Annotated in this window: 29 protein-coding genes and 1 tRNA gene; 12 read left to right on the plus strand and 18 right to left on the minus strand. The window is 64.6% G+C overall.

Annotation, left to right across the window (positions count from 1 at the left end; translation table 11 throughout):
• Window positions 1-1017, minus strand: a complete 1017-nt coding sequence (locus tag AC51GT_RS14425; RefSeq protein WP_496322694.1) for a DMT family transporter — start codon at window positions 1015-1017, stop codon at window positions 1-3.
• 115 nt (window positions 1018-1132) lie between these two features.
• On the opposite strand from AC51GT_RS14425, the gene AC51GT_RS14430 reads away from it, so the two are divergent.
• Window positions 1133-2299, plus strand: coding sequence for an ATP-grasp domain-containing protein (locus AC51GT_RS14430; protein WP_496329356.1), 1167 nt, complete (start codon window positions 1133-1135; stop codon window positions 2297-2299).
• 35 nt (window positions 2300-2334) lie between these two features.
• Here AC51GT_RS14430 and AC51GT_RS14435 read toward each other — a convergent pair whose 3' ends face one another.
• The 6 genes from AC51GT_RS14435 to AC51GT_RS14460 all read right to left on the minus strand — a co-directional run bounded on the left by AC51GT_RS14435 (window position 2335) and on the right by AC51GT_RS14460 (window position 6833).
• Complete coding sequence (locus AC51GT_RS14435) at window positions 2335-3168, minus strand: alpha/beta fold hydrolase (protein WP_496329209.1); 834 nt, start codon at window positions 3166-3168, stop codon at window positions 2335-2337.
• 20 nt (window positions 3169-3188) lie between these two features.
• A complete protein-coding gene (locus AC51GT_RS14440) occupies window positions 3189-4001 on the minus strand; it encodes an acyl-CoA thioesterase domain-containing protein (RefSeq protein ID WP_496329210.1) in 813 nt (270 codons plus the stop codon).
• Window positions 3991-5241 carry an MFS transporter gene (locus tag AC51GT_RS14445; protein ID WP_496329211.1) on the minus strand — a complete coding sequence of 417 codons (1251 nt, stop codon included), beginning with the start codon at window positions 5239-5241 and terminating at the stop codon, window positions 3991-3993. Before AC51GT_RS14445 ends, AC51GT_RS14440 begins: the two co-directional genes overlap by 11 nt.
• Window positions 5238-5897 carry a GntR family transcriptional regulator gene (locus AC51GT_RS14450; RefSeq protein WP_496329212.1) on the minus strand — a complete coding sequence of 220 codons (660 nt, stop codon included), beginning with the start codon at window positions 5895-5897 and terminating at the stop codon, window positions 5238-5240. The genes AC51GT_RS14445 and AC51GT_RS14450 overlap by 4 nt, the downstream gene beginning before the upstream one ends.
• A gap of 73 nt (window positions 5898-5970) precedes the next feature.
• Window positions 5971-6426 (minus strand): hypothetical protein, encoded by a 456-nt coding sequence (locus tag AC51GT_RS14455; RefSeq protein WP_496329213.1) that lies wholly within the window; start codon window positions 6424-6426, stop codon window positions 5971-5973.
• A 53-nt stretch (window positions 6427-6479) separates the two neighbouring features.
• Window positions 6480-6833 carry a hypothetical protein gene (locus tag AC51GT_RS14460; RefSeq protein WP_496322700.1) on the minus strand — a complete coding sequence of 118 codons (354 nt, stop codon included), beginning with the start codon at window positions 6831-6833 and terminating at the stop codon, window positions 6480-6482.
• Window positions 6834-6934: 101 nt separating this feature from the next.
• On the opposite strand from AC51GT_RS14460, the gene AC51GT_RS14465 reads away from it, so the two are divergent.
• Window positions 6935-8335, plus strand: coding sequence for a YibE/F family protein (locus tag AC51GT_RS14465; protein ID WP_496322701.1), 1401 nt, complete (start codon window positions 6935-6937; stop codon window positions 8333-8335).
• Window positions 8336-8358: 23 nt separating this feature from the next.
• On the opposite strand, the gene AC51GT_RS14470 is transcribed toward AC51GT_RS14465, so the two are convergent.
• Both AC51GT_RS14470 and AC51GT_RS14475 read right to left on the minus strand, forming a co-directional pair.
• Window positions 8359-9351 carry a fumarylacetoacetate hydrolase family protein gene (locus AC51GT_RS14470; protein WP_496322702.1) on the minus strand — a complete coding sequence of 331 codons (993 nt, stop codon included), beginning with the start codon at window positions 9349-9351 and terminating at the stop codon, window positions 8359-8361.
• Entirely contained in the window at window positions 9348-10343 is a 996-nt protein-coding gene (locus AC51GT_RS14475; protein WP_496329214.1) for an MBL fold metallo-hydrolase, read from the minus strand. Before AC51GT_RS14475 ends, AC51GT_RS14470 begins: the two co-directional genes overlap by 4 nt.
• Window positions 10344-10516: 173 nt before the next feature.
• Here AC51GT_RS14475 and AC51GT_RS14480 point away from each other — a divergent pair, with 173 nt between their 5' ends.
• Complete coding sequence (locus AC51GT_RS14480) at window positions 10517-11092, plus strand: HdeD family acid-resistance protein (protein WP_496329215.1); 576 nt, start codon at window positions 10517-10519, stop codon at window positions 11090-11092.
• Here the strand turns inward: AC51GT_RS14480 and AC51GT_RS14485 are convergent.
• Window positions 11086-11895: a lytic transglycosylase domain-containing protein gene (locus AC51GT_RS14485; protein WP_496329216.1), complete on the minus strand. Its 810-nt coding sequence runs from the start codon at window positions 11893-11895 to the stop codon at window positions 11086-11088. The two genes, AC51GT_RS14480 and AC51GT_RS14485, sit on opposite strands and share 7 nt — an antisense overlap.
• Before the next feature lie 224 nt (window positions 11896-12119).
• A complete protein-coding gene (locus AC51GT_RS14490; protein WP_496322706.1) occupies window positions 12120-12794 on the minus strand; it encodes an acyl-CoA-like ligand-binding transcription factor in 675 nt (224 codons plus the stop codon).
• A 121-nt stretch (window positions 12795-12915) separates the two neighbouring features.
• Here AC51GT_RS14490 and AC51GT_RS14495 point away from each other — a divergent pair, with 121 nt between their 5' ends.
• Together AC51GT_RS14495 and AC51GT_RS14500 are read left to right on the plus strand one after the other, a co-directional pair.
• Entirely contained in the window at window positions 12916-13863 is a 948-nt protein-coding gene (locus AC51GT_RS14495) for an AAA family ATPase (protein WP_496329217.1), read from the plus strand.
• A 69-nt stretch (window positions 13864-13932) separates the two neighbouring features.
• Entirely contained in the window at window positions 13933-14853 is a 921-nt protein-coding gene (locus AC51GT_RS14500; protein ID WP_496322708.1) for a vWA domain-containing protein, read from the plus strand.
• 1 nt (window position 14854) lies between these two features.
• Here AC51GT_RS14500 and AC51GT_RS14505 read toward each other — a convergent pair whose 3' ends face one another.
• A complete protein-coding gene (locus AC51GT_RS14505) occupies window positions 14855-15691 on the minus strand; it encodes a DUF1542 domain-containing protein (protein ID WP_496329218.1) in 837 nt (278 codons plus the stop codon).
• 127 nt (window positions 15692-15818) lie between these two features.
• Here AC51GT_RS14505 and AC51GT_RS14510 point away from each other — a divergent pair, with 127 nt between their 5' ends.
• Window positions 15819-16385: a DUF4334 domain-containing protein gene (locus tag AC51GT_RS14510; RefSeq protein ID WP_496322710.1), complete on the plus strand. Its 567-nt coding sequence runs from the start codon at window positions 15819-15821 to the stop codon at window positions 16383-16385.
• Window positions 16386-16391: 6 nt separating this feature from the next.
• Here AC51GT_RS14510 and AC51GT_RS14515 read toward each other — a convergent pair whose 3' ends face one another.
• Window positions 16392-17576 (minus strand): glycoside hydrolase family 183 protein, encoded by a 1185-nt coding sequence (locus AC51GT_RS14515; protein ID WP_496329219.1) that lies wholly within the window; start codon window positions 17574-17576, stop codon window positions 16392-16394.
• Between the two features lie 199 nt (window positions 17577-17775).
• Between AC51GT_RS14515 and AC51GT_RS14520 the strand changes: the two genes are divergently transcribed.
• Window positions 17776-18417: a nucleoside/nucleotide kinase family protein gene (locus AC51GT_RS14520; RefSeq protein ID WP_496329220.1), complete on the plus strand. Its 642-nt coding sequence runs from the start codon at window positions 17776-17778 to the stop codon at window positions 18415-18417.
• Here AC51GT_RS14520 and AC51GT_RS14525 read toward each other — a convergent pair.
• Together AC51GT_RS14525 and AC51GT_RS14530 are read right to left on the minus strand one after the other, a co-directional pair.
• Entirely contained in the window at window positions 18414-18917 is a 504-nt protein-coding gene (locus AC51GT_RS14525) for a hypothetical protein (RefSeq protein ID WP_496322713.1), read from the minus strand. The genes AC51GT_RS14520 and AC51GT_RS14525 overlap by 4 nt on opposite strands.
• A 214-nt stretch (window positions 18918-19131) precedes the next feature.
• Window positions 19132-19377, minus strand: coding sequence for a hypothetical protein (locus AC51GT_RS14530; RefSeq protein WP_496322714.1), 246 nt, complete (start codon window positions 19375-19377; stop codon window positions 19132-19134).
• 410 nt (window positions 19378-19787) lie between these two features.
• Here AC51GT_RS14530 and AC51GT_RS14535 point away from each other — a divergent pair, with 410 nt between their 5' ends.
• Window positions 19788-20312, plus strand: coding sequence for a CarD family transcriptional regulator (locus AC51GT_RS14535; protein ID WP_496322715.1), 525 nt, complete (start codon window positions 19788-19790; stop codon window positions 20310-20312).
• 42 nt (window positions 20313-20354) lie between these two features.
• Here the strand turns inward: AC51GT_RS14535 and AC51GT_RS14540 are convergent.
• Window positions 20355-20428 (minus strand) — tRNA-Gly (locus AC51GT_RS14540).
• 82 nt (window positions 20429-20510) lie between these two features.
• Between AC51GT_RS14540 and AC51GT_RS14545 the strand changes: the two genes are divergently transcribed.
• Window positions 20511-21131, plus strand: a complete 621-nt coding sequence (locus AC51GT_RS14545; RefSeq protein WP_496329221.1) for a class I SAM-dependent methyltransferase — start codon at window positions 20511-20513, stop codon at window positions 21129-21131.
• 52 nt (window positions 21132-21183) lie between these two features.
• On the plus strand, window positions 21184-22869 hold the full coding sequence (locus AC51GT_RS14550; protein WP_496329222.1) for an HNH endonuclease signature motif containing protein: 1686 nt from the start codon (window positions 21184-21186) through the stop codon (window positions 22867-22869).
• On the opposite strand, the gene AC51GT_RS14555 is transcribed toward AC51GT_RS14550, so the two are convergent.
• On the minus strand, window positions 22866-23765 hold the full coding sequence (locus AC51GT_RS14555; RefSeq protein WP_496329223.1) for a sigma-70 family RNA polymerase sigma factor: 900 nt from the start codon (window positions 23763-23765) through the stop codon (window positions 22866-22868). The two genes, AC51GT_RS14550 and AC51GT_RS14555, sit on opposite strands and share 4 nt — an antisense overlap.
• Window positions 23766-23861: 96 nt before the next feature.
• Between AC51GT_RS14555 and AC51GT_RS14560 the strand changes: the two genes are divergently transcribed.
• Together AC51GT_RS14560 and dcd are read left to right on the plus strand one after the other, a co-directional pair.
• Complete coding sequence (locus AC51GT_RS14560) at window positions 23862-24323, plus strand: carboxymuconolactone decarboxylase family protein (protein WP_496322719.1); 462 nt, start codon at window positions 23862-23864, stop codon at window positions 24321-24323.
• A 25-nt stretch (window positions 24324-24348) separates the two neighbouring features.
• On the plus strand, window positions 24349-24918 hold the full coding sequence (gene dcd / locus AC51GT_RS14565) for a dCTP deaminase (RefSeq protein WP_496329224.1): 570 nt from the start codon (window positions 24349-24351) through the stop codon (window positions 24916-24918).
• Here the strand turns inward: dcd and AC51GT_RS14570 are convergent.
• Complete coding sequence (locus tag AC51GT_RS14570; protein ID WP_496329357.1) at window positions 24905-25642, minus strand: MerR family transcriptional regulator; 738 nt, start codon at window positions 25640-25642, stop codon at window positions 24905-24907. The genes dcd and AC51GT_RS14570 overlap by 14 nt on opposite strands.
• Window positions 25643-25729: the final 87 nt, after the last annotated feature.

Genomic DNA, 25729 nt, shown 5'->3' on the forward strand with positions numbered 1-25729 from the left:
TCAGCCTTGGTCGCGTAAGGCGTCGGTGTTGCCCGGATCCGCTGCCGAGGGCGTGTTGTCAGAGCCGGCGCCCTTGGATACTCCGCGCTTGGAACGTCGCAGACTCCATCCGCCCGGGTCCGGTTCGGCTTCGCCGAAGTGGTCGGCGTCCACGGAGCTGTAGAGCGCCACCAGCATGGCCCCGACCACGGCGCCGATGAATCCGAGGAACGCCAGCCAGGCGAGTCCGGGTTTGGCGCTGTCGCCCAGGAAGATCACGCCGATGATCCCGGGGCCCGCGGTCTCGCCCACGACCAAAAGGGCGGTGACCCCGTTGACCTGTCCGAGTTGCAGGGCGACGGTCTGGACGTAGAAGCCCACCGCGCCGGCGACCGCGATCGTCCAGGCGGCCGGATCGGTGAGCAGGGTGACGATGTCGAACGGATCGACGCCGCGCAGGATGCGGACCGAGATCGCGATGATGCCGAACAGGAGGCCGGCAGCGGCGCCACCGACGATGGCCCCGCGTTTACCGAGGCGGTAGACCGCAAGCAACGCCACGATCGCCAGGATGCAGGTGGCGCCGAACAGGCCCCAGTGGAAGCTGATCTCCTCGCCACCACCGCTCGTGTGTGAAGACGACATGCCCAGCGCGCACAGCGAGAAGACGACAACGCACATGGCAACCCAGTCACGGCCGTGCAGACCGATCCCGAGGATCGCGGTACCGAGCAGGGCCGTCACGATCAGGTTGGCCGACACGATCGTCTGTGACAGGAACAGCGGGAGGAAACGGGCGGCCACCGCTCCGGCGCCGAACCCGATCACCACCAGTGATGTCCCGATGATGAACTCGCGTGTCTTGAAGGTGTCGAGGGTGGAGGTGACCGAGGGGCCGCCCTCACTGGTGAGCTGATCTTGCTTGTCGGCGTCGCGGGCCGCGACCGCCGCCTTGCGGGCGCCGAAGGCCCGCAATACGGTCGAGACGCCGTACGCCACGGCGGCAGCGCTCGCGAAGAGGACGCCGATCAGGAACATCCGGACACCTTCTTCCTCGCGCGCATGGTGGCATACACCAGGCAACTGTTATGCAGCGAATTTTAAGCTACCATGCTGCGAGTGCAGCCATTTCCCGGTTTTCCTGCGAGGTGTGATGTCCGACCGTAGCGGCAAAAAGGTCCTCATAACGTTCGGCCGGTCGTTTCTCACACTCGATCTCGCGAGGTTGATGAATGCTGGTGGACACGATGTGTACATCGCTGATTCGGTCCCGTTTCCAGTCAGTCGATTCTCCAATTCCGTGCAAAAAGTATTTCGCGTACCGCGGCCCAAATATGAGCCGAAAGAGTACATCGCGGAAATAGCGCGACTGGTCCGATCCGAATCCATCGACATGGTCATACCCATCCACGAGGAGACCGACATCCTGGCGATGGCGCGCGATCAGTTTCCGCCGGAATGCCGGCTGCTGCTCTCGGATTTCGAGACCGAGTTCCGGCTGCACAACAAGTTTGAATATCAGGTTCTGCTCGACGCGCTCGGTGTCCCCACGCTGAAGTACGCGCAGGTGCGATCCGTCGAAGAGTTCGAGGCGCTGGATTTCGACAAGCCCTTCGCACTGAAGCAGGTCTACTCGCGCGGTTCGCAGCAGGTGTACAAAGTGACCCCGGGGCAGATGCCGGAGGGTATCCAATTCGACCCGGCCAATCCGTGGCTGGCGCAGGAGTGGCTCAAAGGCAACAAATACTGCACGTATTCGGTATGTCATGAGGGGCGTATTCATGCTCACGCGATATATCCGGTTCGTTACGCAATTGACGGTCACTCGTGTCTTACGTTTGAGTCTGTTGAGCACGCCGGGATCACCGAATGGGTGACCAAAAGGGTGATAGAAACAAACTTCACCGGGCAAATCGGATTCGATTTCATCGAGGATCCGGGCGGTGGTTTGTACACCATCGAATGCAACCCGCGCTCCACCAGCGGGATCCTGATGTTCGAGGCGCACAACCGCGTCGACCTCGCGTTCTTCGGCGAGAACGAGGACGTCATCACGCCTGATCCCGATGTCCGGAAGATGGTCGGCGCGGGGATGCTGCTCTATGGGTGGCGCAAATCGGCGCTGGAAGGGAACACGCTGCGCGGCTTTGCGCGGGATTTCCGGAACACGGACGAGATCATCACCCGACGGGACGACATCGGGCCATTCCTCGGTGTTCCACTTGCCGTGGGCAACATCCTGCAGAACTCGGTTCGATACCGGGTGGGCCTGGCCGAGGGATTCATGCACGACCATGAGTGGGACGGCCAGCCGCTGTGAGGTGATGAAAGGGTGCGCCCGGGCCCGGACTGCACTCAGCGGTGGCGGGCGCAGAACTCGGTGATCCGTTCGACGCTGTCACCCGGGCCGGTGAAAAGCCCCCCGTGGCCGGCACCGTCGATCTGGGCGAACTGTGATCCCGGGATCAGGCGCGCGGTTGCCTCGTTCGGTTCCGGGGGAAAGAACAGGTCGTGCTCGAAGGCGAGGACCAGGGTGGGGACGACGATCGCGGCCAGATGCTCCGGCAAGGGCTCTGCGGCCTTGATCCAGTTGTATGAGGCATTGAGTTGTCCGGCAAAACCTTCCGGACTCGACCACCCGCCGTCGGAATCGGTGAGTGCCTGTCGCCAGCCGGCCACCGTGCGCGGATCCTGCAGGAGTGTGGTGTGCAGCGTGGTCATGAGCTGCTCGAAAACCAGTACCGCCCGCGGTATCTCACCGATCTGCTCGATGAGGGCCAGTTCCATCTCGCCGACGAGGGCGCCGATCGGACTCGGTTGTAGGCCGGCGAAAAATACTGCTGCGCTGACCAATTCGGGTCGAGTGCGCAGCATCATCTGAGTTGTGTAACAGCCCATCGAGAACCCGACAACCAGCGCCTGCGGGACGTCGAAGTGATCGAGGAGACCGCAGGCGTCCTCGGCGAGGTCGGCGACCGAATACGGCGCGGGTGGCGCGGACGAGGGCGACAGTCCCCTGGCGTGATAGGAGATCACGCTGAATCCGGCATCGACCAGCGAATCGGTGAGTCCGCAGATCTCCCACACCATCGACGGCATCCCGAGCCCACCGTTCAGCAGGACGGCCGGACCTTCACCGAGGCGCTTGCAACCCAGCACAACTCCGGTTTCCAGGGTCGCCATCTCCATGGGGGTCGCGCCTTTCGGTCCTACAGCAGTCCCTTGCGCACCGAGAAGTCGATCTGCGCCGCAGCATTGCTGACTGCGGTGACCATACCGGTTCCGAATGGCCCTTTTCGGTCATACAGCGTTGCGGTTCCGACGGAGATCCCGTCCGCCGTGATGTGGTTGTCGGCCTCGATCCCGAGTTCGTGACCCTCGGGGATGCGGGACAACGCCATCGTGAGGTCGCAGTTGATGTAACCGATGCCCTCGGTACCGAGATTGGTGACCAGACTTGTCGACTCGGCGCACTGGACCGCGTGGACGAGGCGTGAACACGGCTTTCCGGGCAGCACACCCATGCCGGTGCTCCAGGCCCGCTTCCGTTCGACGTTCTGATGCCCGCCGATGCTCTGGCTCCACTCGTTGCCGTCGGTGTGCACGTAGGGGTGACGGGGCTTGTTGTCGAATGCGTTGTCCGGCGGCGTGAACGTCGACTCCGGACGCCACTCGTTTCCGGGAGGCGGGGCCGACCGACGCAGGAACACGATGGATGCCCGGGCGACCATCACCTCGCCCTGCATCACCTCGGCGTCGGCGACGACGATCCGATGGCCGGACCGGACCTTCCGGGTGTTCACCACCGTGGGCTCGTTGCGTGCCGACTTGAACAGATCGATCGTCAACCGGGAGGGGACGAACTCGGGATCTGCGTAGTCGCGTTCGAGAGCGTGCGCGGCGGCGGCGCAGACCGCGGGACCGTTCAACGAGTTCGGTCCCCATGCGCTGCGCGCCCACGTGGTCGGGATCAGCGTGACGCCATCGGCGTCGAGGGTGAAGTAGCTCGGGTCAGACACCATTCGATAGTTCCAGACCTGCGGTGATCTTGTTGCCCTGGGTGTCGGGCGCGGTGGACGGCAGGTTCTTGCGGGACTGGCGCGTGATCACCGCCAGGGTGAGTGTTGCCGCGACCGCACCGAACCCGAACATCTGCGGATAGGTGACCGCCGGGAGGTATTCGTGCAGGTAGGCCAGGGTTGCGGGGATGGCGAACCCGAGGTAGGTCAGGGCGTAGTAGACCGCGGTGAGACCGGCGAGGTCGCGGGGGCCGGCGATGCGCTGCACCTCGGACAGTCCGGCGACCAGTGCGATGCCGTAGCCCGCACCCAGGATCACCGCCGCGACCAGCACCGCCCAGATGGTCAGCAGGGCCGAGGCCAGTGCGGCCGCGCCCATCCCGACGATCATCAGGAGCAGCGCCACCTGACTGGCCCGGGCCGAATCGGCCCGGTCGATCCGGCGGCCGGCGGATTGAATGGTGAAGCCGCAGGTCAATGTGACCGCCGAGATCAGTGCCGCGAACGCCATCGGGGCGGCATCGACCTCGGGGGCGATCAGGGTCGGCAGGATCGCCTGGCATCCGATGGCGGTACCGAACACCCAAGGCGCCAATGGGACCACGACCAGCAGGAATCGCCGATCGCGAAGGGACGGGATCCGCAGGTCATGCAACAGTCGCGTCTTCTGGGTCGCAAGGCGTCGAGTTTCCGGAACCGACCACAGCCAGGCCGCGGCGATCAGGCAGATCGCCGCGTTCGCCACGTATGACGACGCGTGCGGCCACGGACCCCATTGCGCCATCGTTCCGGCGAAGGCGGCGCCGATGCCGAAGCCCGCGGTCAGGCTCATCGCGGCTCGGCGGGCGCCGTTACCGGTGCCGGCGGGGTCGAACGGAGGACCGGAGAGCTCCTTGAGCCAGCTGGTGCCGACCGCCATCGCCAGTCCGATGGCGATGCCACTGAGGATGCGGCCGACGGCGAGCAGTGGGACGGAGTCCGACGCCACCGCCAGGACCAATGATCCGGCGGCGGCGATGAACGCGGCGGGGCGCATCAGCGGTCGGCGGCCGAACCGGTCGGAGAGCGGTCCGCCGATCAGCAACGCGGGCACCATGCCGACCACGTAGGCGAACAGCAGGACATCGACGGTCGGTCCGGCCATCCCGTACTCATGCTTGTAGAACACCAGCAGCGGCGTGAATTCGTTTCCGCCCCAGGCAATCGCGAACATTGCCGCGGCAACACCGCGCCAGTCCCTCATGCCGGTGTCCCATCGGAGGGCAGCGGCGTGCGGAGATTGTGGACCGCGTTCAGATGCGCGGCCAGTGACGTCGTGAATCCATCGGCGTCACCGGCTTCGACGAGTTCGGCGAGTTCGGTGTGCTGGGAGATGATCCGCTGCATCTGGGCGCGATCCCGTTGCACGGAGGTGCTCGTCATGCGCAGCTGACGATCCCGGAGGGTGTCGTAGAACCCTTCGAGCAGCGGATTGCCCGCGGCCTCGACGAACATCCGGTGGAAGGCGGCGTCGGCGATGGTGAACTCGTCGACCTCATCGGCGTCGGCGTGCGCGGCCTGCTTGCCGAGCGCGGCGCGGAGATCCGTCATCAGCGACGTGCGGTCGCGGGAGGCGAGCATCCGCACGGCGGCGGTCTCGACCACGAACCGTGCGGTGATCACGTGCTCGGCCTCGTCGGCGGGGACCGGCACGATCAGTGCGCCCCGTTTCGGATAGAGCTTCATCCAGCCCTCGGCCTCGAGGCGCAGGAAGGCTTCGCGGACCGGCGTGCGCGAGGTGCCGAGCATCGTGGCGATCTCGCCTTCGCTGATCAGCTCGCCGCCGGCCAGCGTCCCGGCCAGGATCTGGCCCTTCACCTGTTGATATGCGCGCTCAGAGGCGGACAACTCCTTGGACACAACTTGTATCTAAGCATGGCCGCCCACCCCGGCCCCCGTCGAGCGTGCCGAACCGCGGGGTGAGCGGGGGGTGTCAGCGAACTGCGGGTTTTGTGGTTTCTGCCTGATAGCGGATCGCGGCGTCGCGGAAGGACAGCGCTTTGCGGTGTTGACCGCCTGCTGTCAGGACGTCGGCGGTGCGTTCGCACAATTCGGCGGCCTGGTCGGTGCGTCCGAGTGCGTCCAACGTCCTGGCCATGTGTTCGACGACGTCGAGGGTGTCGGGGTCGGTCGGTCCGTGCGTGAAGGTGTACTTCGCGAGCAGATCGCGGCATTGCGGCTCGCAATCGGCCCACAGTCCCAGGCGCACCTGACAGCGGATGACGTCATGCAGATTCGAGAGGCACTTCAGCGAGTAGGGGCCTTCCCGGCGACACCGGATCTCTTTGAGCACCGAGAACTCCGCAAGCGCGTGTTCGTATTCGCCGGCTTCGAAAAGCTCGGTGGCCTCACGCTGCATTTCGTCGAGCACATGTCCACTCTGGCGCATCCGGTGTCCCGTCGCGGCGGGTTCACCGATTTCGGCGCAGAGATGGTGTCAGGTCAGCAGCGTGTGTTGCTGCCCTGTTCGAGGTAGACGTGTGAGAGCCAGCCCTGTTTGTCGGCGTCGGAGAACTGGACGTGGGTGAACTTCTTACCTGCACTGTTGATGATGTAGCAGTCGAAATCCAGGGAGACGCCTCCCGGGACCCGGGCCACTTCGCGGCAGGTGTTGTCCGGGCCGCTCCGCAATATCGCGTTGTTCGATTTGGCGGTGCTCGACCCGGTGTCCTTGTCGGACCAGGCTTGCGTACAGATCTGTGTGGGGGCGGCTTGCGCCGGGGCGGCGACTCCTCCGATGAGCCCGACCGTCACCACGGGGATTGCTGCCGCTGCCGCGGAGAATGAGCGTTTCATGGTGACCTCCTGTCCTTTCTTCAGCAGTTGAATTGCGTGCATTCCCACGGTAAACCCGATCGGGCGGGTCGTGGCCGGGCGCGACCACTAATGTGACCGGGGTGAGCCGACCCTCTCGTCGCGACGAGTCGCCCCGACACCACCACCATCAGCTGGGGCCGGTGGACCTGCACCCGAACGTGGCGAAGGTGGTCGTCGGGCTGCTGATCGCGTCCGCGGTCGCCGTCGTTCTCGGTCTGGTTCTGCTCTGGCCCGGCGATCGGGACCACGACATCCCGGTGAACTTCCAGGCCGTCGGTGGTGGTTCCATCCAGGTCGAATCCGGGCAGGTGGTGGCACAGGCAACGTCCGACTGCCTCAATCAGCAGGCCGGGCAGGTCTTCGCCGGTGATCCCGTGGTGCGGTCCGTCAAAGACGGCCCGTGCATCCAGAACACCGTACGGCTGACCTCGGGACCGAACGAGGGCGCCAACACCCTGATCGAGGTCCCCACGAACCGGGTTCAGGCCGGGATCGAGCAGGATTCCGCCAGTGATGAGCTCACGCCGGAGCAACTCGGGCAGCCGCTGCCCGGTCAGCCCGACCTGGAGGTCGGCGACAACATCAAGCTGTCGCGTTCGGCGGGCGTCGCCGGTGACAGCTACTCGTTCTTCGACTACGGTCGCTCGACATCGATCATCGTGTGGGCGTTGGTGTTTGTGTTCGCGATCGTTCTCGTGGCCTCCTGGCGAGGGCTGCGGTCGGTGATCGGTCTCGTCTTCGCCTTCGCGGTGCTCTTCGGCTTCACATTGCCCGCGATGCTGGACGGGAAATCGCCGGTGGCAGTGGCGATCGTGTCGTCGGCGGCGATTCTGTTCGTGGTCATCTACCTCGCACACGGGCTGAGCCTGCGGACCAGTGCGGCGTTACTCGGGACGCTGGCCTCACTGCTGATGGCGGGCTTCTTGTCCTGGCTGGCCATCGAGACCATGCACATCTCCGGCATCTCGCAGGAGCAGTCGACCAACCTGCAGATTTATAACAACGCCATCTCGGTGAACGGAATCCTGTTGGCCGGGTTCATCATCGGCGCACTCGGCGTGCTGAACGACGTGACCATCACCCAGGCGTCGGCGGTGTTCGAGCTCTCCGCGGCCGACGGTGGCAATCGCTTGCAGACCTTTGCCGCTGCGATGCGGGTGGGCCGCGACCACATCGCCAGCACCGTGTACACCCTGGTGTTCGCGTACGCGGGCAGCACACTTCCGCTCTTGCTTCTGTTTTCGGTGTCCGGTCAGACTCTCGGGACGCTGATGACCACCGAATTGGTGGCGATCGAACTCGCCCGGAGCTTTGTCGGTGGTATCGCCATTGCGCTGTCGGTTCCGCTGACCACCGCGGTTGCCGTGATGCTGTCCACCAGGCCACCGGTGGCGGGCGTCACCCGCGGCGGTGACAACAAGACCGAACCGGCAACGGAGGAGACCGAACCGGAACACGGGCGACACTGGATGCCCGAGTAGACACCTGCCGGACCGATCCCGCCTCAGCCGGGATCGGCCACCGTGTTGGTCACCGAACCGATCCCGTCGATCGTCAGGGTCACCTCATCGCCCGGACGGATCCAGCGGTCGAGTTCGAGACCACATCCCGACGGCAGGGTGCCGGAGGTGATCAGCTCACCGGAGTGCAGGTTCTCTGACTGGCTGGCCCACGCGACGACTTCGCCCGGGCTGTAACGCAATCCGTGAGTACCGGTGGACGACCACAGCTGCCCGTTGACGTGGACCGAAGCGGTCAGTCGATCGATCTGGGGCAAGATCTCGTCGGCGGTGACCACCACCGAGCCGATGGAACTGCCAAAGGTCTTCGCTTTCACAACCGGCCCGAACACGCCACGACGCTGTTCGTCCCACTGCATGTCACGTGCACTGAAATCGTTGAACACCACGAAGCCCCCGATGGCCGCAGCCCCGGTTCTGGGGGTGGCATCGCGCACCGGATGGGCGATGATCATGCCGAACTCGAGTTCGAAGTCGAGTTCCTCGGTGTAGCTCGGCCAAGGCATCGGTTCGCCGTCGCCGATGACCGACAGGTGGTTGCCGGTGTAGTAGACGGGGTGATCATAAAAAGCAGGACCAGGGCGTAGCAGCGGAAAAACCCTGTGCGTCAAGCGTTCATAGGTCCGGATGATGGGGCGGCTGGCAGGCAGATTGCGTTGGATGAGGCCATGGGCGGCCTTGATCCAGTGCTCTTCCCATCCGAGGGAACAGCGCAGCGAACTCGGGTAGTAAGGGATGGCCGGGGGCGGATCGGCGGCGATCCCGATCCCCGCATTCGCAGCCTGATCGACGGCATTGACGATCTTGGCGCGCGAGTGCTCACCGGAAGCCAAGAGCGCCAAAAGATTCGAGTGCAGGTATGAGAGTTCTCCGAGTTCGGTACGGGCGCCGATTGCGTCGCGAAGGCTGATCCACCGGTTCGACGGTTCGTGCAGGATCGCCAACGATGGGGGCCCGGGTAGGCGGCGGATCTTCATGACAGCATGCCGTGCTGGAGTTTGCCGGCGTCGGCAAAGGCGCGGGCCCGCCGGACGATGGTGGGCGGCGCCGGCTGTGCGCCGTCGAACAGTCGGTAGAGGGTACTGAGGTTCAGCACGATTCGTTCGGGCGAACCCCATGCCGAGAAGGGCGTGAACTCCGGGGTACGGACCAACTCGCGGGCCGCTGCCAACGGTGCCCGCCCGGCGGCATGGTTGTCGCGCGCGGCCTGCGAGAGCCACAACCAGTAGTCCCGCAACAACTCGATCTCGGCACGACCGCAGATCGGGCCGTGCCCGGGGACGTAGGTGGCACCGTCGAGTTGGAGGAGATGGTCGATTGCGGTTATCCAATTAACCAGTGGCCCATGCCAAATCACGGGGGTGGTACCGATGAACAGGAGGTCGCCGGTGAAAACGACGCCGGTGTCGCGGAGGTGGACGATGAGGTCGCCGGGTGTGTGCGCCGGGCCGAAGTTGCGGAGATGAGCGACACGGTCACCGATCTCGATGTCCTCGGTGTCGGAAAAGGTGTGGTCGGGCAGTCGGGGTAGACGCTTGGGGAGGTCGGCGCCGCCGGTCACCTGATGCATGTAACCGCCGAGATGACCGGCCGGCCCGGGTATCGACCGGGCCAGCCCACCGATTCTGGCGAACGTCGCCACCGTTCCCGGTGGTGTGTCATCCTTCATCGCCGCCAGCGCGGCCACCGATGTCGTGATGCGGGTGCTTTCGGGAAGTGTGTTGTTGCCCCACCAGTGGTCACCGTCGGAGTGGGTGTTCACCGCTTCGGTGATCGGGACGTCGCTGACCGAGGCCCAGGCTTCGGCGTTTTCCTGTGCGCGTCCCTGGTCCCAGACCGTGTCGATCACCATCGCTGCGTCATCGCCGACCACCAAGCCGGTGTTGGTCTGCCCCCATCCGCCGGGCAGATGCATGAAAGCGTATGTTCTGGCGTCGATTTGGGTCAGCTGGTCGTGCCGAGTGGGCATCGGTGTTCCTTGATAGAGGCCTTTCGATTCACTCTACCGAGCGGGGACTCGCTTTTGTTGGCTCTGGGGAGACTACGGATCGGGGGATGCCCCTGATGAACGCGACGGTCGGACGGCACAAACTTGCCTTGATTTGGTGTGTCACCAGGGGTTTCGCGGGGTAAGTTCCAGCCATGACGAACATTGTTGTCACCCAGTCGTTTCCCGATCAGCTGCGCAACGCGGTGCGGGCCGGACTCATCGCCAGCGCGGTCATCGGGATCATCATCGGTATCGTGGCCCTGATCTGGCCCGAGCCCACACTTGTCGTGGTTGCGGTTCTCTTCGGGATCACCCTGATCTTCACCGGCATCTACCGCCTGACCATGGCTTTCTCGGCAAAGCTGCTGCCCGCCGGGCTGCGGGTCTTCCTCGGGCTGATGGGCGCGATCATCCTGATCGCGGGCATCGTGTGTCTGTTCAACCCGGCCGAGTCGCTGGTCTTGCTGGCCATCGTGATCGGCATCTCGTGGATCGTCCAGGGCATCCAGGAGATCGCCGCGGGACTCGGCGGTGCCCTGTACGCGCCCAAATGGTTCCTGATCGGGTCCGGCGTGATCTCACTGATCGCCGGCATCGTGGTGCTGTTCCTGCCCGGGGCCGCGATCACCACGTTCCTGATCGTGGGTGCGATCCTGCTGATCGTCGTCAGCGTTGTCACGCTCCTGACGCTGCCGCGGGAGACGGTCACCCCGGCCGCGCGTCAGTAGCCCTCGGCCCAGCCACGCACCTTGGACACGTAGTCCATCGAGTTGTTGTAGCGCAGGACTGCTTTGACGACCTGATCCGGGTCACGGAGGTCGAGGCCGCCGTCGCAGAGGTATCGGCCGGTGGTCAGGGCCGCGTCGAAGAGGTTCTGGGGATCGGCGACACCGTCGCCGTTTCCGTCCGCGGCGTAGTGATGCCAGGTTTCCGGAAGGAACTGCATCGGGCCGACCGCGCGGTCGTAGTAGGGGTTTCCGTCGAGCTCGCCGCCGTCGGTGTCATGGATGACGTTGTTGCCGGCCAGGGTGCCATCGAGCAGCGGGCCCAGGATCGGTGACTCCAGGACGCCTGAGGGATCGGCTTTCCCGTTGTTCGCATGGGTCGATTCGACGCGCCCGATCCCGGCGATCAACTGCCACGAGACCCCGCAGCCGGGAAGTTCTTTCGCCAGCTTCGAACCGGCGGCGTGATACGCCTGGTAATTGATGCGGGGGATCTGGCCGCTGGTCACACTGGCCGGGACGGCTTCGGGTGCAGGTGCGGGGGCCGGTTCGGCATCGGCGCTGAGCTGTTCTACGGCCGGGATGGCCACAGGTGCCACGTCCTCGGTGGCCGCCGCCGATCTCACCGCGGCCGATGCGGCGCTGTCGGCCACCTGCTTCGTGGGTTCACCGGTGATCTGCTGACCGGCGTGGGCCCCGGCCACTGCGGTGACCAGCCCGACGGGCACAAGCGCGGCCAGAGCGTACGGCGAGCGCCACTTCGTCATCAGCGTCGACGTCTTCTTTGGTGCCGAATGCTTACCCAAGGCGGTGACCTCCTGTAGATGGGCGTTCGCCCGTTGAGTCCGCGCCGACGCTACATCAGATAGCCCTGCTTCGTTATCATTCCGTGATCGAAAATCCGGGGACGGCGTTGCCGGATCGAGACCTCGTCGCAGGTCAAAACTTTAGCAATGCGAAGAATGTGATCCCGGTCACTCTGTTGGCGTGTCGGCTGTCCCTGCGGATCAGGGGAAAGCGGATCTGCCGGTCACCACCCGGAGTGAATCGCGGGCTCTCGGGACATCCCGATCGACGCCTCGGTGGCCGGAAGGCGCGATGCGATCCATTCCGTGCCGGGGTCTTCGGGAACCAGCAGTTGGATCGTCGAATGAAGGCATTCGGGGAGTGTTGTCTCCGGGTGCGTTATCCAATACTCATGCGCGGCCATGATGGCCGCGGTTGTCGCGTGCGCGAAAGTCAGGGCGGCCATCTCGTCCGCGAGCCAGATGCCGCGGCGCGCGAGGAATGCGATCACCGACTCGTGGATCCGGTGGTACATCCGGGCGGCCTGGGTGTGGACCGATGGAACGGTGAGGACGAGTTGGGCGCGGTACCTCGCCCATCGCTCGTCGGCAGGGCGAAACATCAGGGCTGCAACGATTGCGGATTCGAGCACCTGACGTGGCGGATAAATGCCTTCGTCGGCGGCGAGGTACGCATTGAGCCGGTCGATCTCGGCATCCGATTCGAGCCAGAGCACATCGGCTTTGGTGGGGAAGTAGCGGAAGAATGTCCGGCGGCTGACGCCCACCGCGGCGGCGATGTCCTCGACGCTGGTGCGCTCGAAACCCTGACTGATGAACAGTTCCCGTGCGGCCGTGGCCAGTTTGCTCGCACTGGTGGTTGCGGGTCTGCCGCCCTTGTCGATCGTCGCGTGTTCCATGACATTCCCCCGGTCTGTATGGCTGTGTGCCATGGTCTCACCAACGTGGCGCGAAAGCGATGGCCGCCGGCTGCGTACAGCGTCCCTTGTCGTAGGTGCTCGTCGACCTTAGATTGATGGCATGACAAGAGCTCTCGTAGATGTGTCCGCAACCGCCGCGATCCGGGCCAGGATCGCCGAGCGGGTGGTGGGACGCGAGCGCGAGGTCGATCTGTTGCTGGCGGCGGTATCGGCCGGACGGGACCTGATGCTCGAAGGTCCGCCCGGGACATCGAAGTCGACACTGCTCGGCACCATCACCGCGGAGTGGGACATCCCGCTGGTGTTCGTGGAGGGCAACGCCGACCTGACCCCGAGTCGGCTTGTGGGACATCACAATCCTGCGCGGGTCCTTCGCGAGGACTATTCGGCGGACAACTTCGTCGAGGGGCCGTTGATCGAGGCGATGCGGACGGGCGGGTTCCTCTACATCGAGGAGTTCAACCGGGCCCCCGAGGACACGCTCAACACATTGCTCACGGCGATGGCGGAACGGGTGATCACGATCCCTCGGGTGGGCAGTGTGAAGGCGCTTCCCACGTTCCGGGTGGTGGCATCGATGAACCCGTACGACAACATCGGCACCACCCGGTTGTCAACGTCCGTGCATGACCGGATGTGCCGACTGGTGGTGACCTATCAGGACGCGGCAGCCGAACGTGAAATCGTCAAGCGCCGAACCGGCGTCGATTCGGCTCGGGTGGTGGCCGATGCCGTTGCGGTCACCAGGGCCACCCGCGAACGCGACGACATCCGTCAGGGGAGCAGTGTGCGCGGCGCCATCGACGTTGCGTTGCTGGCCGCGGAACTGGCTCAGATGCGTGGGATCACGCTGCCTGCGGCGGACTCGATCGAACCGCCGCGCGGCCTGCCGGAGGACTACACCAACACGATGCTCGACGCGATGCTGGTGGCGTTGTCGGGGCGAATCCACCTCGACGACACCGCCTTCGAGACGCCCGAAGCGGTGTTGCGCGAGATCTGGCAGGACCAATTCATCCTGATTCCGGCGGCCGCCGAGCCGGGTTGAAGAGCAGTCGCGGCCGATGGTCCCCTGTCGCGCCGGTCGAAGAGCGGCCACGGCAAGGATCGCGCGCACATGAAGCCGCTGCGTCGTAAACCCAAGGTTCTCGACGAAGAGCCCGCGCTGCTCAAACCTTCGGCCGGGGGTGGCGGATTCACGTTGATCCCCAAGGGAACCGAGCGCGGCAAGCCGATGCAGTTGCCCGGTTCGTCGGCGCCCGGTGCCACCGAGGACGAGGGCGATCTGGTGGACTCGCGTACCGATGCGGTCGTCGACGAGATCGGTCGGCGGCGGGCCCAACAGATCGCTCGGCGGTTGGCGTTGGCACAGCCGATGAGGCAGCGTCGCGCCCGTCGGGCCAGTGCCGGCACGCTGACCACGATGCGCTGGCGCGGCGGCACCGATGAGATCGATCTGGATGCGACGTTGGTTGCGATCGCGGGTAACCCGTTGCCCACCGACGACGACATCCTGGTTCGCGAACGGGTCCGCAACCGGCGTTCGATTGTTCTGGTTGTCGACATCTCGGGGTCCACGAAAGGCGAGCAGGTACGGACCGCGGCAGCGACGGTCGGTGCGATGGTCGGTGAACTCGCGCGGGATGACGTTGCGGTGGTGGCCTTTTGGTCGGATGCCGCGATCCTGGTCCGGCTGGGGGAGCGGGTCGGTGCCCAGACCGTGCTGGACCAGTTGCTGACGTTGCCGACCCAGGGGCTGACCAACGTCGCGTTTGCCCTCGAGGTCGCGGCGCAGGAACTGGCCGGGGTGCCGCCGGCGGATGCGCGGGTGCTGCTGCTCAGCGACTGCGTCCACAACGCGGGCCCTGACCCGCGGGGCGTCGCGGCGCGACTGCCGCGCCTGGACGTGCTGCTCGACACCTCAGGTGAAGACGATGTCGACCTGGGCCGTGACCTGGCGACGATCGGCCGGGGCCGATGCCGCCTGATCCGCGATCATCACGACGTGGCGCCGGCGTTGACGTCGATCTTCGGCTGACTCAGAAGCCGCCGAAGTCGCCACCACCGAAGTCTCCGCCACCGAAGTCTCCGCCACCGAAGTCTCCGCCACCGAGGTCACCACCCTGGTCACCACCGAAGTCTCCGCCTTGATCACCGCCGATATCCCCGCCTTGATCACCACCGACGTCACCTTCCCCTGAGTCGAGACCCTCTTGGTAGCCCTCGCCAGCACCGCTTTCGAAGGCGTTGGCGTCGTAGTTGACCCCGGCCATACCGGAGAACATCGCGTTGAACAGGAGTACTGAACCCAGGCCCCAGGCGCCGGCCACCAGTGCCGGCTTCCACCACGGCTCGGAGTACCACCCGGCGGGCACCGGACGTCCCGCGACACGTCCGCCCGGGTAGTAATTCGGCGTCTTGTCGGAGGGCTTCGGTGAGGCCGCGATGTGCCGGCCCTCGAACTCGATGTCGCGGTCCTCGCTGACGGCGCCCGAGGACTTCTGGCCCTCGAGTGTCGGGATCTCGGGTCCGGGATCCATGTCCATGGCCAGCCTTGCGGCGCGAACGTAGTAGAGGCCCTCCAAGGCGGTTTGCTTCGCGAGGAGTGCCTGTTTGGGGGTGGTGGCCTGCTCGATCTGGGAGCCGGCCGCGTTGAACCGTTCCGAGGCATCGGCCAGGGCCGATTTGGCCGGTTCGTTGGAGCCGATGAGGCTGTAGACCTGGCCGCCGAGTCTTTCGATGGCCTGGCGGGCATCGGCTTTGGCATCGGCCAGAGACGACTCTTCGTTGCGGCGGCGTACGGAACCCTGGTTACGGGTCACGGCAACGAAGCCCACGATCACAGCGATGACGGCGATGACCAGGAAGAGTTCCATGATCGCCCCTTTCGGTTCTCCGAATCGGACAAAATCCAGCGTACCCGGCGCTCTCCCGGCCACGTGCAGACAGCGACAATCGGCCGGAGGGGTTGGCCGAAGCGCTGCGGCTGGCTAGATTGTCGGAATGTCGATCGCAGAGAACGTCGTTGCCGACCAGCAGGCCACCACCGAGCAGGCCCAGGCCGTCTTCGACGAGGCCGCGCCTGTGGAACCGGACTTCATGATCGGAACCTGGCGCGGCGCGGAGGTGCGAACGGGTCACTGGATGGACGGGATGCTCGCCGCCAGCGGTTGGTGGGGCAAACAGTTCGTCGACGCCGAAACGGTGCATCCGTTGCTGTTCCCGACCGCCGACGGGCAGGCGCTGTGGGCGCTCGACCCGCGCCGCCTTCCGTTCAACTTGCTCAAACATGCGCCGTTGCCGTCGTTGGAGGGACGATCGCTGTCCGGCCTGGTGATCGCCTCGCGTCCGGTGATGGGGACCAAGAAACCCAAGGCGCGGCTGCGGACCACCGTGTACGGCGGTGTCGGTTCGGCGACGATGGTCTACGACGCGCATCCCATCAACGACGTTTTTCGCAAGATCAGCGACGACGTGGTGATCGGACTGATGGACCAGCGCGGGGCGCCGCCCTACTTCTTCTCCCTGCGGCGCGACGAGTCTCTGCCCGTGTTGGCACAAGGCCGTTAGCGCCGGTCAGATCTGGTCGAGATCGGTGCGCAGCAGCATCACGTTGTAGTGCTTCCACACCGATGCGGTGTAGTAGAGGTACTTCCCCGACGACAAGGGGTGGATGTAAGGCGCGTAGATGCCGCCGAGTCCCTTTGCCGGAGCCAGGAGTCTCGGTCCACTCCAAGGTCCTTCGGGCTTCTCGGCCGTCCGCATGACGAGCCCGCCGGCGCGATCGCTGGTGTGCAGCATCACGTACCGCTGGAGATGATCGTTCCAGGCCACCGACAGTTCGCTGATCGGTTGTGGTGCAACGCTTTGCAGATTCCCGAACGCCCTCGACCAGCGCTGGGCGGCGTTGTCGGTGTAGTACTCGTACTTGTTCACATCGAGGATGTCCTGCGGCAGAAACCTTGCGAGATAAGCGGAGCCGAGCCGGCCGTTGGGTGTCCCGTACTGGTAGATGTAACCGTCGTTGCCCTTGGTGTAGGCGTTCATCTGGAACTTGCTGTTGTCTTGGCGGACTTGCCCGATCCCGGGGATGGTGACGTCGGCGTTGACGCGAATGGTGTTGCCGTCGACGGCCCAGGTCTGACCGTTGTTGTGCGAGACCGCGATCGCCGAGAAGTTGGTGGCCCATTGCCCGGGATCGCCCCACGCCCGTACCGACATGTAGTTGATGTATTGGGTGTTCCCGATGGAGATCGCGGCCGTGGGGATGGTGGTGATCTCGATATGGTTCGCGCCGAGCGAGGGGATCAGTTCGCCCGCAACGGCGCTCGAGACCGTGATCCCGTCCGAGAGGTCTCTGTCATCGGAGCGGAGCAGGACGTTGTGTCGCCACTGCTGCCCGGCGATCGAGCAGTTCCCGAATGTGTCACCGAACGCCATCAGGATCTGTCCGGATCCGTTGTCCCAGCTGATCCCGAGGTCGGTGCCGGAGATGGCGAAGCGGTCGTATGTGTTGTTCTTGCTGCGGGGGCCGGTGACCCATTCGACGGCAGTCGTGTTGGGGTCGGCGACGACCGGGAGTGCGCCCTGCGGTCCCTTTGGTGGTTGCCCACCACTGCTGCCGAAGATGCTGCTTCCGCTGCTCCCACTACCGGCATTTCCACACGGCTGCGCCATGGCGGGGGACGCGAGTGCGACGAGTCCGCCGGCAACGAGTGCGACCACGGATGTGCCGATCGTGACCGAGCGGAATGCATGCATGAGGGCTCCTCGCGCCGGACGCAGATACGGAAGTGGCCAGTGTGCGTGCCGATTCTGGAGTTCTCAGTGTTGCAGAGTTCTGCGTCTTCTATGGCGCTTCTGCGGTGATAGGTGCTGGTTTTCCGTTGATCACCCAGTGTGAACGTCGACCGAGCGAATGCCCGATAATCGGCTTCGGTAATCGACGAGAGGTAGCGACGTGATCACTGAGCCCGGTGAACTGGTCGAACGTCTGGAGGCGCTCCGGCGACGAGACGACCGCGTACTCGTCGGTGTGACCGGCGCCCCCGGCAGCGGGAAGAGCACGGTATCGGCCGCGGTGGCGGACCGGTTGGGCGGCGAGGCGGTGGTCGTCCCGATGGACGGATTTCATCTTTCGAACTCCGAACTCGTCCGACTGGGTTCGGACGACCGCAAGGGCTCGATCGACACCTTCGACGGGTTCGGCTACCTCCACCTGATCAAACGCCTGCGCGCCGCCGACGAGCCGGTGGTCTATGCCCCCGACTACGTCCGCGGAGTCGAGGAGTCGATTGCGGGGTCCATCGCGGTCCCCGCTGCGGTTCCGGTGGTCATCACCGAGGGCAATTACCTGCTCGACTCCGACCCGCCGTGGAGGCAGTTGCGTTCGCTCCTCGACGAGATCTGGTTCGTCGAAGCGCCACGCGAGATCCGCATGGAGCGTTTGGTGCAGCGACACGTGAGCTTCGGAATGGATGAGGCCGCGGCGCGCGCCTGGGCCGCCGGCCCGGACGAGACCAACGCGGTGCGGATCGAAGCCTTCCGGGATCAGGCCGATCTGATCATCGACGTGATGCGTTTTGCCGAAGCGTTGGACTAACGCTCGATGGTGAAACCGACTCGGCGGAAGTACTCTTCGAAACCCTCGACGTGGTCGCCGAGGTGGTGGATGAGTTTTGCCGTGTCGTGTTCGTGCTGGGTGGTGACCAGGCCGCGGATCTCCATGGCCCAGGGCAGTACCGCGCGACCACCATCGGCGACCACATAGTTGAACCGGTCGACGAGTGCGCCGCACCAGAAGAAGTCGGCGAAACAAAGATTGACCGTCTTGTCGGAGAAGATCTTTGACCACTCGAAGATGCGGGCGTGGCTCGCGTCTCCGGCGTGTTCGAAGTCCAGCCCCATGCCCCAGGCGATCGTGATGTTGATGTTGGGCTTGTACGAGGCGGTCGCGTAGTGGCTGTTGACCTCGATGCGGTAACCGTCCGGAGTCGCTGCACCGTCGAACCAGTTGTGGTAACTCGGTCCCTGATGCTTGATCACCTGCCAGTCATCTGGACCCGAGCTCTGGATGATCTGGCGGAACTCCTCGAGATTCAATGCGCTTCCCTTCGTCTGTCGAAGGATAACCCGCCGACCGATGTCCAGGTCCGTGGACCAGTTTGCCTGTTGTACCTGCCGATCCTGCCGAGACGTGTGCGGCGACCGCCGGTGACAGTCGCCAAGGGTTGCAACTCCATTCAGCGGTGAGGTGGTCGAGGGTCTCGGCTCGGTCCGAATTGGTTGGGCGACAACCTAACGGCCGCCGGAAAGGCTAACGACTACGAAATCCGGGGCTGTCCAGGCCGCGGACCAGATCGCACGGCCACGGTGCGGAAGGGTTGTGACGCCCGAGGCAGTGTGCCCCGTACACCCCACCTTCGGGTTGGTGGGCCTTCAGCTTCCGCTTTGCAGCCTTCTCGGCTCGTACTGCGTCGGCGGAGCGGCCGGCGCGGACGGTTTGGTTCTGCCACCACGCACTGATCGAACTGTTCTTCTGGGTAACGAGCTCATCTGCCATGGTCGAGACTCTAGCCTCGCCGAACTCTGCCCCCAAAGACTGCGGCCGGAAAGGTCCTTCGGTGCCGTTTGCTCGACATCCTCTGCGAGGCTTCGGCATTCGCGGAATGTGGAGGTGATCTCGACGCATTGCGCTGTAGCGCTGGATATCGATGCGCGGCGAGCGCGGGTGCAGGAGCGTGAGCAAACTCACCCCGTCATTCCGTGATTGCAGGAGGATAATGGGACTGTCGGCTCGCGGGCTCCGATGTGCCCATCGATATGAGCGCAGTGTCCCGTGGTCGCGTTGCTTGGCCGAGCACCCGTTGTTCCGGTCATGCGATGTGATGACCGTCAAGCAGAGGGTGTGTGCGCCCTGGGTGCTGCTTGCGGTTGAGCGCGACGCCAGCACGTCAGAAGGATCACATCAGTATGCAGTTCTCAACCGGTCAAGTTGTTGTCCACCCGCACCACGGCCCCGCCACGGTCTCCGAGATCTACAGTCGCCCAATCCGTATGGTGCCGACGGAGTATCTGCGGCTCACCATTCATCATTCCGACCTCACCATTGACCTGCCGGCGCTGCAGGCCGAAGAGCTCGGCGTCCGGCCGCTGTGTGACGCCGCCGGACTCTCGCGACTGCTCGAGGTGCTGCGCGCGCCCACCGGTGACGAGCAGGACTCGTGGACGCGGCGGTTCAAAGAGAATCAAGAGAAGCTCCGACGCGGTGACCTCTTTGTCGCCGCAGAGGTCGTCCGGGATCTGGCCCGTCGCGAGCGCAAGAGTCATCTTTCGGTAGGCGAGAAGGCAATGCTCCGCTCGGCGCGCGGCCCGGTGGTCACCGAGCTGTCGTTGGTCTTGTCGATTCCCGAGGCGGAAGCCGAAAGCCTCATCGACGCCAATATCTTCGAATCCGAAGCGGTTCCTGAGCACCGGGTGTTCGCTGAGGCGAGCTGAGTCGCTGAGCTGACCGGGTCTGACCTGGCCTGGGAGTTCTGATGGAGCCGATGACGGGAATCGAACCCGCGTATGCAGCTTGGGAAGCTGCCGTTCTACCATTGAACTACATCGGCGTGCGGTTTTGGCCGCGAGAGCGATATTAACAGGCGTCTCGGGCAGCGCACGTGGCGCGCTCGGTTTTGGAACAATCCGAGTGTGACCCAGCCTGGATACGACGCACTTGCCGACCTGTACGCGCAGACCTTCCCGGATCCGTATGTGACATCACTTGAACGTCACGTGGTCGCCGCGTTTGCCGACCTGGTGCACGAAGGCCGCGTCCAGGGGGCCGTGCTCGACGTGGGCTGCGGGTTGGGTCAGGTCGCCGCGGACCTCGCGAGCCGGGGGTTGGACGTGATCGGTGTCGATCCGAGCCGGGAGATGCTGACGATCGCTCGTCGTTATCACCCCGACCTTCAGTTCGTTCAAGATGATGCGCGACTTGCGTCCACGGAGCTGGGCGGTGTCAAGATCGCCGCAATCATGGCGCGGTTCAGTCTGATTCACGTACCGCCCGCTGAGGTGCCGGATGTGTTGGCCCGGTGGGCGGTGAGGATGGATCCCGGGGCACTGGTTGCGGTCGCCGGCCAGACGACCGACACGGTCGGTGCGATCACGGAGTTCGATCACGCCGTTGCGCCGGCATGGCGTTGGCATCCGGACCGGCTCTCCCAGGCGCTGTCGGACGCCGGATTCGAGGAACTGTGGCGGACGATCAACCGCCCGGACACCCACCATCGCTTCCCCGCAGTGCACCTGGTCGCCCGGCTCCGTTGACGAAATTTGCTTTCGCCGGAGTTTGTCGGAGGCCTTCTGTAGTGTCGAATACATGTTCGATAGGGCGGGTGATGCAGCAGATAGGGCCGTAGATATCGGCTCGGGGTTTCTGCTGCGTCCGAACGAGATCCTCCGCGGCGCCGAGGGCACCCGGGCGATCGAGGCGCGGGTGGCGTGGAAGCGATATGAGACCGCGGCGGTGTTGCACCGGTTGTTGGTCGAACCGACCGCGGGTACCGAGGCGGAGATGCGGGTCTTCGATCCGTTCGCGCAGTGCGCGGCGAGGTTGTCTGCGGCGGAGGGCATCACCCAGCATGCTGCTGAGTTGCAGATCAAGCGTGGGGTGGCGCTGCGGGACCGTCTGCCAAAGGTCAACGCTGTGTTGAAGGCGGGACGCGTTGCCGCGGAGTATATTCCGGACATAATTACTCGGACCGAGCTGATCGACGGGTCGGTACATCGGGCCGAGATCGATCAGGCGATCGCCGAGGCGCTGCGACGGCGGGGGTCGTGGTCGAAGAGCCGGTTGCGGGACATGGTCGATACCATCATCTTTCGGCGTGATCCGGATCTGGTTCGCAAGGTTCGTGAGGACGCGAAGAACAATCGCGGGGTGTGGGCGAACAACGCCGACCATGGGATGGCGGTGATGGATGTGCATTCCTCCGCCGAGGAATTGGCGATGATCATGGCACGGCTGGAGAAGCTGGCGATGTCGACGTGTAGGGCCGATCCGCGGAAAAAGTCTGACCGACTGGCCGACGCCTTGTTTGCCACGGTGATGGGCCGCGAGTTCCGCTGCGAATGCCCGAACGACCCAAAACACCCCTGCACTGCCGAGATCGTCACCGTCCCTGCCGGTCAGGTCATTTCTGGTGTGGACGTGAAGATCGTGATGCACGTGATCACCGATCAGGCCACCGTCGACGGTCGTGCCGAGAATCCCGGGTTCATGGACGGACACGGTGTCATCTCCGGCGATCACGTTCGTGACATTGCTGCCCGCCCGGAAACGGTCCAGCGGCCCATGGGCAACAAACCTGCACCCGCTCCCGTGCAACCCGAGCCTCAACCCGAACCAGTGCAACCGGAACCTGAGCAGCCCGAGGAGACACCAGAACCGAAGCGGCCGAAGGTGTACATGCGCCGACCGCAGAACCCACCAGCCGAGGGCGGCATCGTCACAGCGCCTTTCCCGCAGGTGATTCCACTGCCGGCCACCCAACCCGGCGATCAGTACCGGCCGTCGGTCGTCCTCGACAGTTATCTCCGGATCCGGGATGTGTACTGCATGTGGCCCGGCTGTGAGCACAAAGCGTGGGGGGCGGACCTGGACCACACCTGCGAGTACAACCACAAAGACCCCGACACCGGTGGCTGCACTCATCCGTCAGAGATGAAGACGCTGTGCCGTTTTCACCATTTGCTCAAGACCTACAGCGACTGGCTTGACGACCAGTACCCCGACCCCGCGACCGGACGGCCCCGGCTGATCTTCACCACCCCGGAAGGTCACCACTACCACGGCCCGGGCTGGACCGGCGACGATTTGTTCCCGACGCTCAGGCTCATCGTCTTCGACAGCCAGCGTGGTTCGCCCCGGTCATCACCATCGCTGTCACCAACGCGCCTGCAATCACGGACTGCAGCCAAACACGCACGCCGTCAACAAGAACGTCGACGCAACCGCAGACTTCGAGAAGAACCGGAGAGGAAGACGCCGCGGGCTCCGTTCTAGTGGGATCCGGAAGAGCGACAGACGATGCCCGAGAAATCCATCCGGGCGATCCGCTGCGGGTCGGAGACGATGTTCATCGCGCGTACGCGGCCGTTGGCGACGGTGAACGATGCGATCGCGGACACCTCGTCGCCGGCGAACGAAAGTACGCCGAAACCGCCGTTCACGCGCACCAGTTGGCCGCGTGCGTTCGCGGCCCGGTAGAGGATCGCTCCGCGGGCAACCTTCTCCACACCGACCAACTCCATCGGGGCCTTGTCGGCTGCATGGTCGTTACGCAGGACGATGTCCGGGTCGAGGACGGCCATGAGCGCATCGAGGTCACCGCCCCGGGACGCCGCGAGAAACGTCTCGACCACCCGCCGCTGTTCCGAATGTTCCGGCGACCGCGGCGTGGCGCCCTGCACGCGAGCCCGCGCGCGGCTGGCGAGCTTCCTGGCTGCGCTGGGCGTCTTGTCGACGATCGGCGCGACCTCCTCGAACGGCATCGCAAACAGGTCATGCAGAACAAACGCCAACCGCTCACTCGGCGTCAGTGTCTCCAAGACGACAAGAAGAGCGACACTCACCGAATCGGCCAGCACGGCCTGGGCCTCAGGGTCCCCGGTCGGATCGAGCGGAGCCACAATCGGATCGGGTACGCGCACGATGTCCAGCGATTCCTCGCGGCGAGTCCGCCTCGACCTCAACATGTTCAGGCACACCCGCGACGTGACGGTGGTGAACCAGCCGCCGATATTGGCGATGTCATCGGTGTCGGCCGCCGCGACCTTCAGCCAGGTCTCCTGCACCGCGTCCTCGGCCTCGGGCAGCGACCCAAGCATCCGATAGGCGACTGCGCGTAGGTGTCCGCGATTGGCCTCGAACTCGGTGAGCAGAAAATCGTTGGTGTCCATCGGTCACATTTCCCTTCCCTCGGGTGTCAGAGCCATGAACCGCCCGACACCGCCGATGTGACATGCGCACCGGCCGGGCCGATCCGAGGAGCCGAAATGTCTGCACGTATGACCAACCCAGCCACCATCCTGCCGCAGGCAGCCAAGGCTGTTCCGCATCTGCTCGGTGCGATCGACCAAGGTGGCGTCTCCGCCACGTTGCGCGAACTCATCATGCTTCGCGCCAGCCAGATCAACGGCTGTGCGGCCTGTGTTTATGGCCACGTCGCAGCACTGCGTAAAGAAGGAGAATCCGATGAGCGCATCGACACGGTCGCGGTCTGGCGGGAATCGCCCTTCTTCACCGACGCCGAGCGGGCCGCCCTGAACCTGACCGAGGCAGCGACCCGGCTCGCCGATTCGCCTGGTAAGGCGGTTTCGGACGAGATCTGGGATGAAGCCGCGGACATCTTCGACGAGAAGGCGATGGCCGGCATCGTGCTGACGATCGCGACCATCAACCTCTTCAATCGCATCAATGTCACGATCGGCGAACCCGCGGGCACAACATGGAGCTGACGCCAGGAGCGGCTAATCTCGTCCTGTGCTGCTCTCCGACCGCGATATCCGTGCCCAGATAGCCGACGGCCGGTTGGCCATCGAACCGTTCGACCCGACGCTGGTACAGCCGTCCAGCATCGACGTCCGGCTCGATGGTCTCTTCCGGGTCTTCAACAACACCCGGTACACCCACATCGACCCGGCGCAACGGCAGGACGACCTGACGACGCTGGTCGAGCGAACCGAGGGTGAGCCGTTTGTGCTGCATCCCGGCGAGTTCGTCCTCGGGTCGACGCTCGAGGTCTGCACCCTGCCCGACGACCTCGCCGGTCGCCTCGAAGGCAAGTCGTCACTGGGTCGACTGGGCCTGCTGACCCACTCCACCGCGGGTTTCATAGACCCCGGCTTCACCGGGCACATCACGCTGGAGCTATCGAATGTGGCGAACCTGCCGATCACGCTGTGGCCGGGCATGAAGATCGGTCAGCTGTGTGTGCTCAAGCTGTCCAGTCCGGCCGAATCTCCTTACGGCAGTGCCGCCGCCGGATCCAAGTACCAGGGACAACGCGGCCCGACGCCGTCGAAGGCGTACCTCAACTTCACCCAGCAGTAGATCCCCGACCCGCGAGGTAGTCGTCGAGCTGCTGGGCCAGGTCGCGGTCCAGTGCGCGGTCGAGCGCATTGTGGGCGGAAATCGTTCCGGCCTGGCGCATTTCGCGCAGCAGTTCGACGGCCCACTCCGATTCGGAATCAGTCTTCGGAATCCATCCGTCGCCGTGTTGTTCGGCCATGACGGTTCGTCCGGCGGAGATCAGGGTCGAGGCGACCTGGGCCATGTCCGCCTCCACACGGCCGTGCACCTCGAGCAGCATCGCCAGGGACAGCCCCAGTTTTGTGAGCCTGCCGAAAGCCCGCACCGTTTCGCGGTCCAGCAGGGTATAGCCGTCGTCGGTGCGCTCGATGAGCCCGTACTCGATCAGCTTGTCGTAGTGAGTTGGGTTGCCGGAGTTGAGCAATGCCCTGAGAGCTTCGGCGGAGATGGCCTCGGTGTGCGCCTTGGACCACGGTTCGGTGATCACCTCACGGAGGCCGAGGACATCGGCCAGGTCGTCGCCGCGTTGCATCCCGTGCAGGAAGTCACCGATGTGCCGGATGGTGAATCCGCGCTGCAGAAGGTCGTTGATCACCTTCAGCCGGGCGAGGTGATTGTCGGAGTAGATCGCGACCCGGCCACGCCGGTCGGGCCGGGGGAGCAGCCCACGATCCTGATAGCCGCGGACATTGCGGGTGGTGGTTCCCGCGGCTCGCGCCAGGTCGTCGATCCGGTATTCGGTCATCCCATCGCCTTCGATCGGCTGCATGCTGGATTCGTTCAGGACAAGGTCGAGGGCTGAGTTTAGCGGAGCGAAACGCGGGGTGTTCGG

Source organism: Williamsia sp. z34 (genome assembly GCF_059553395.1).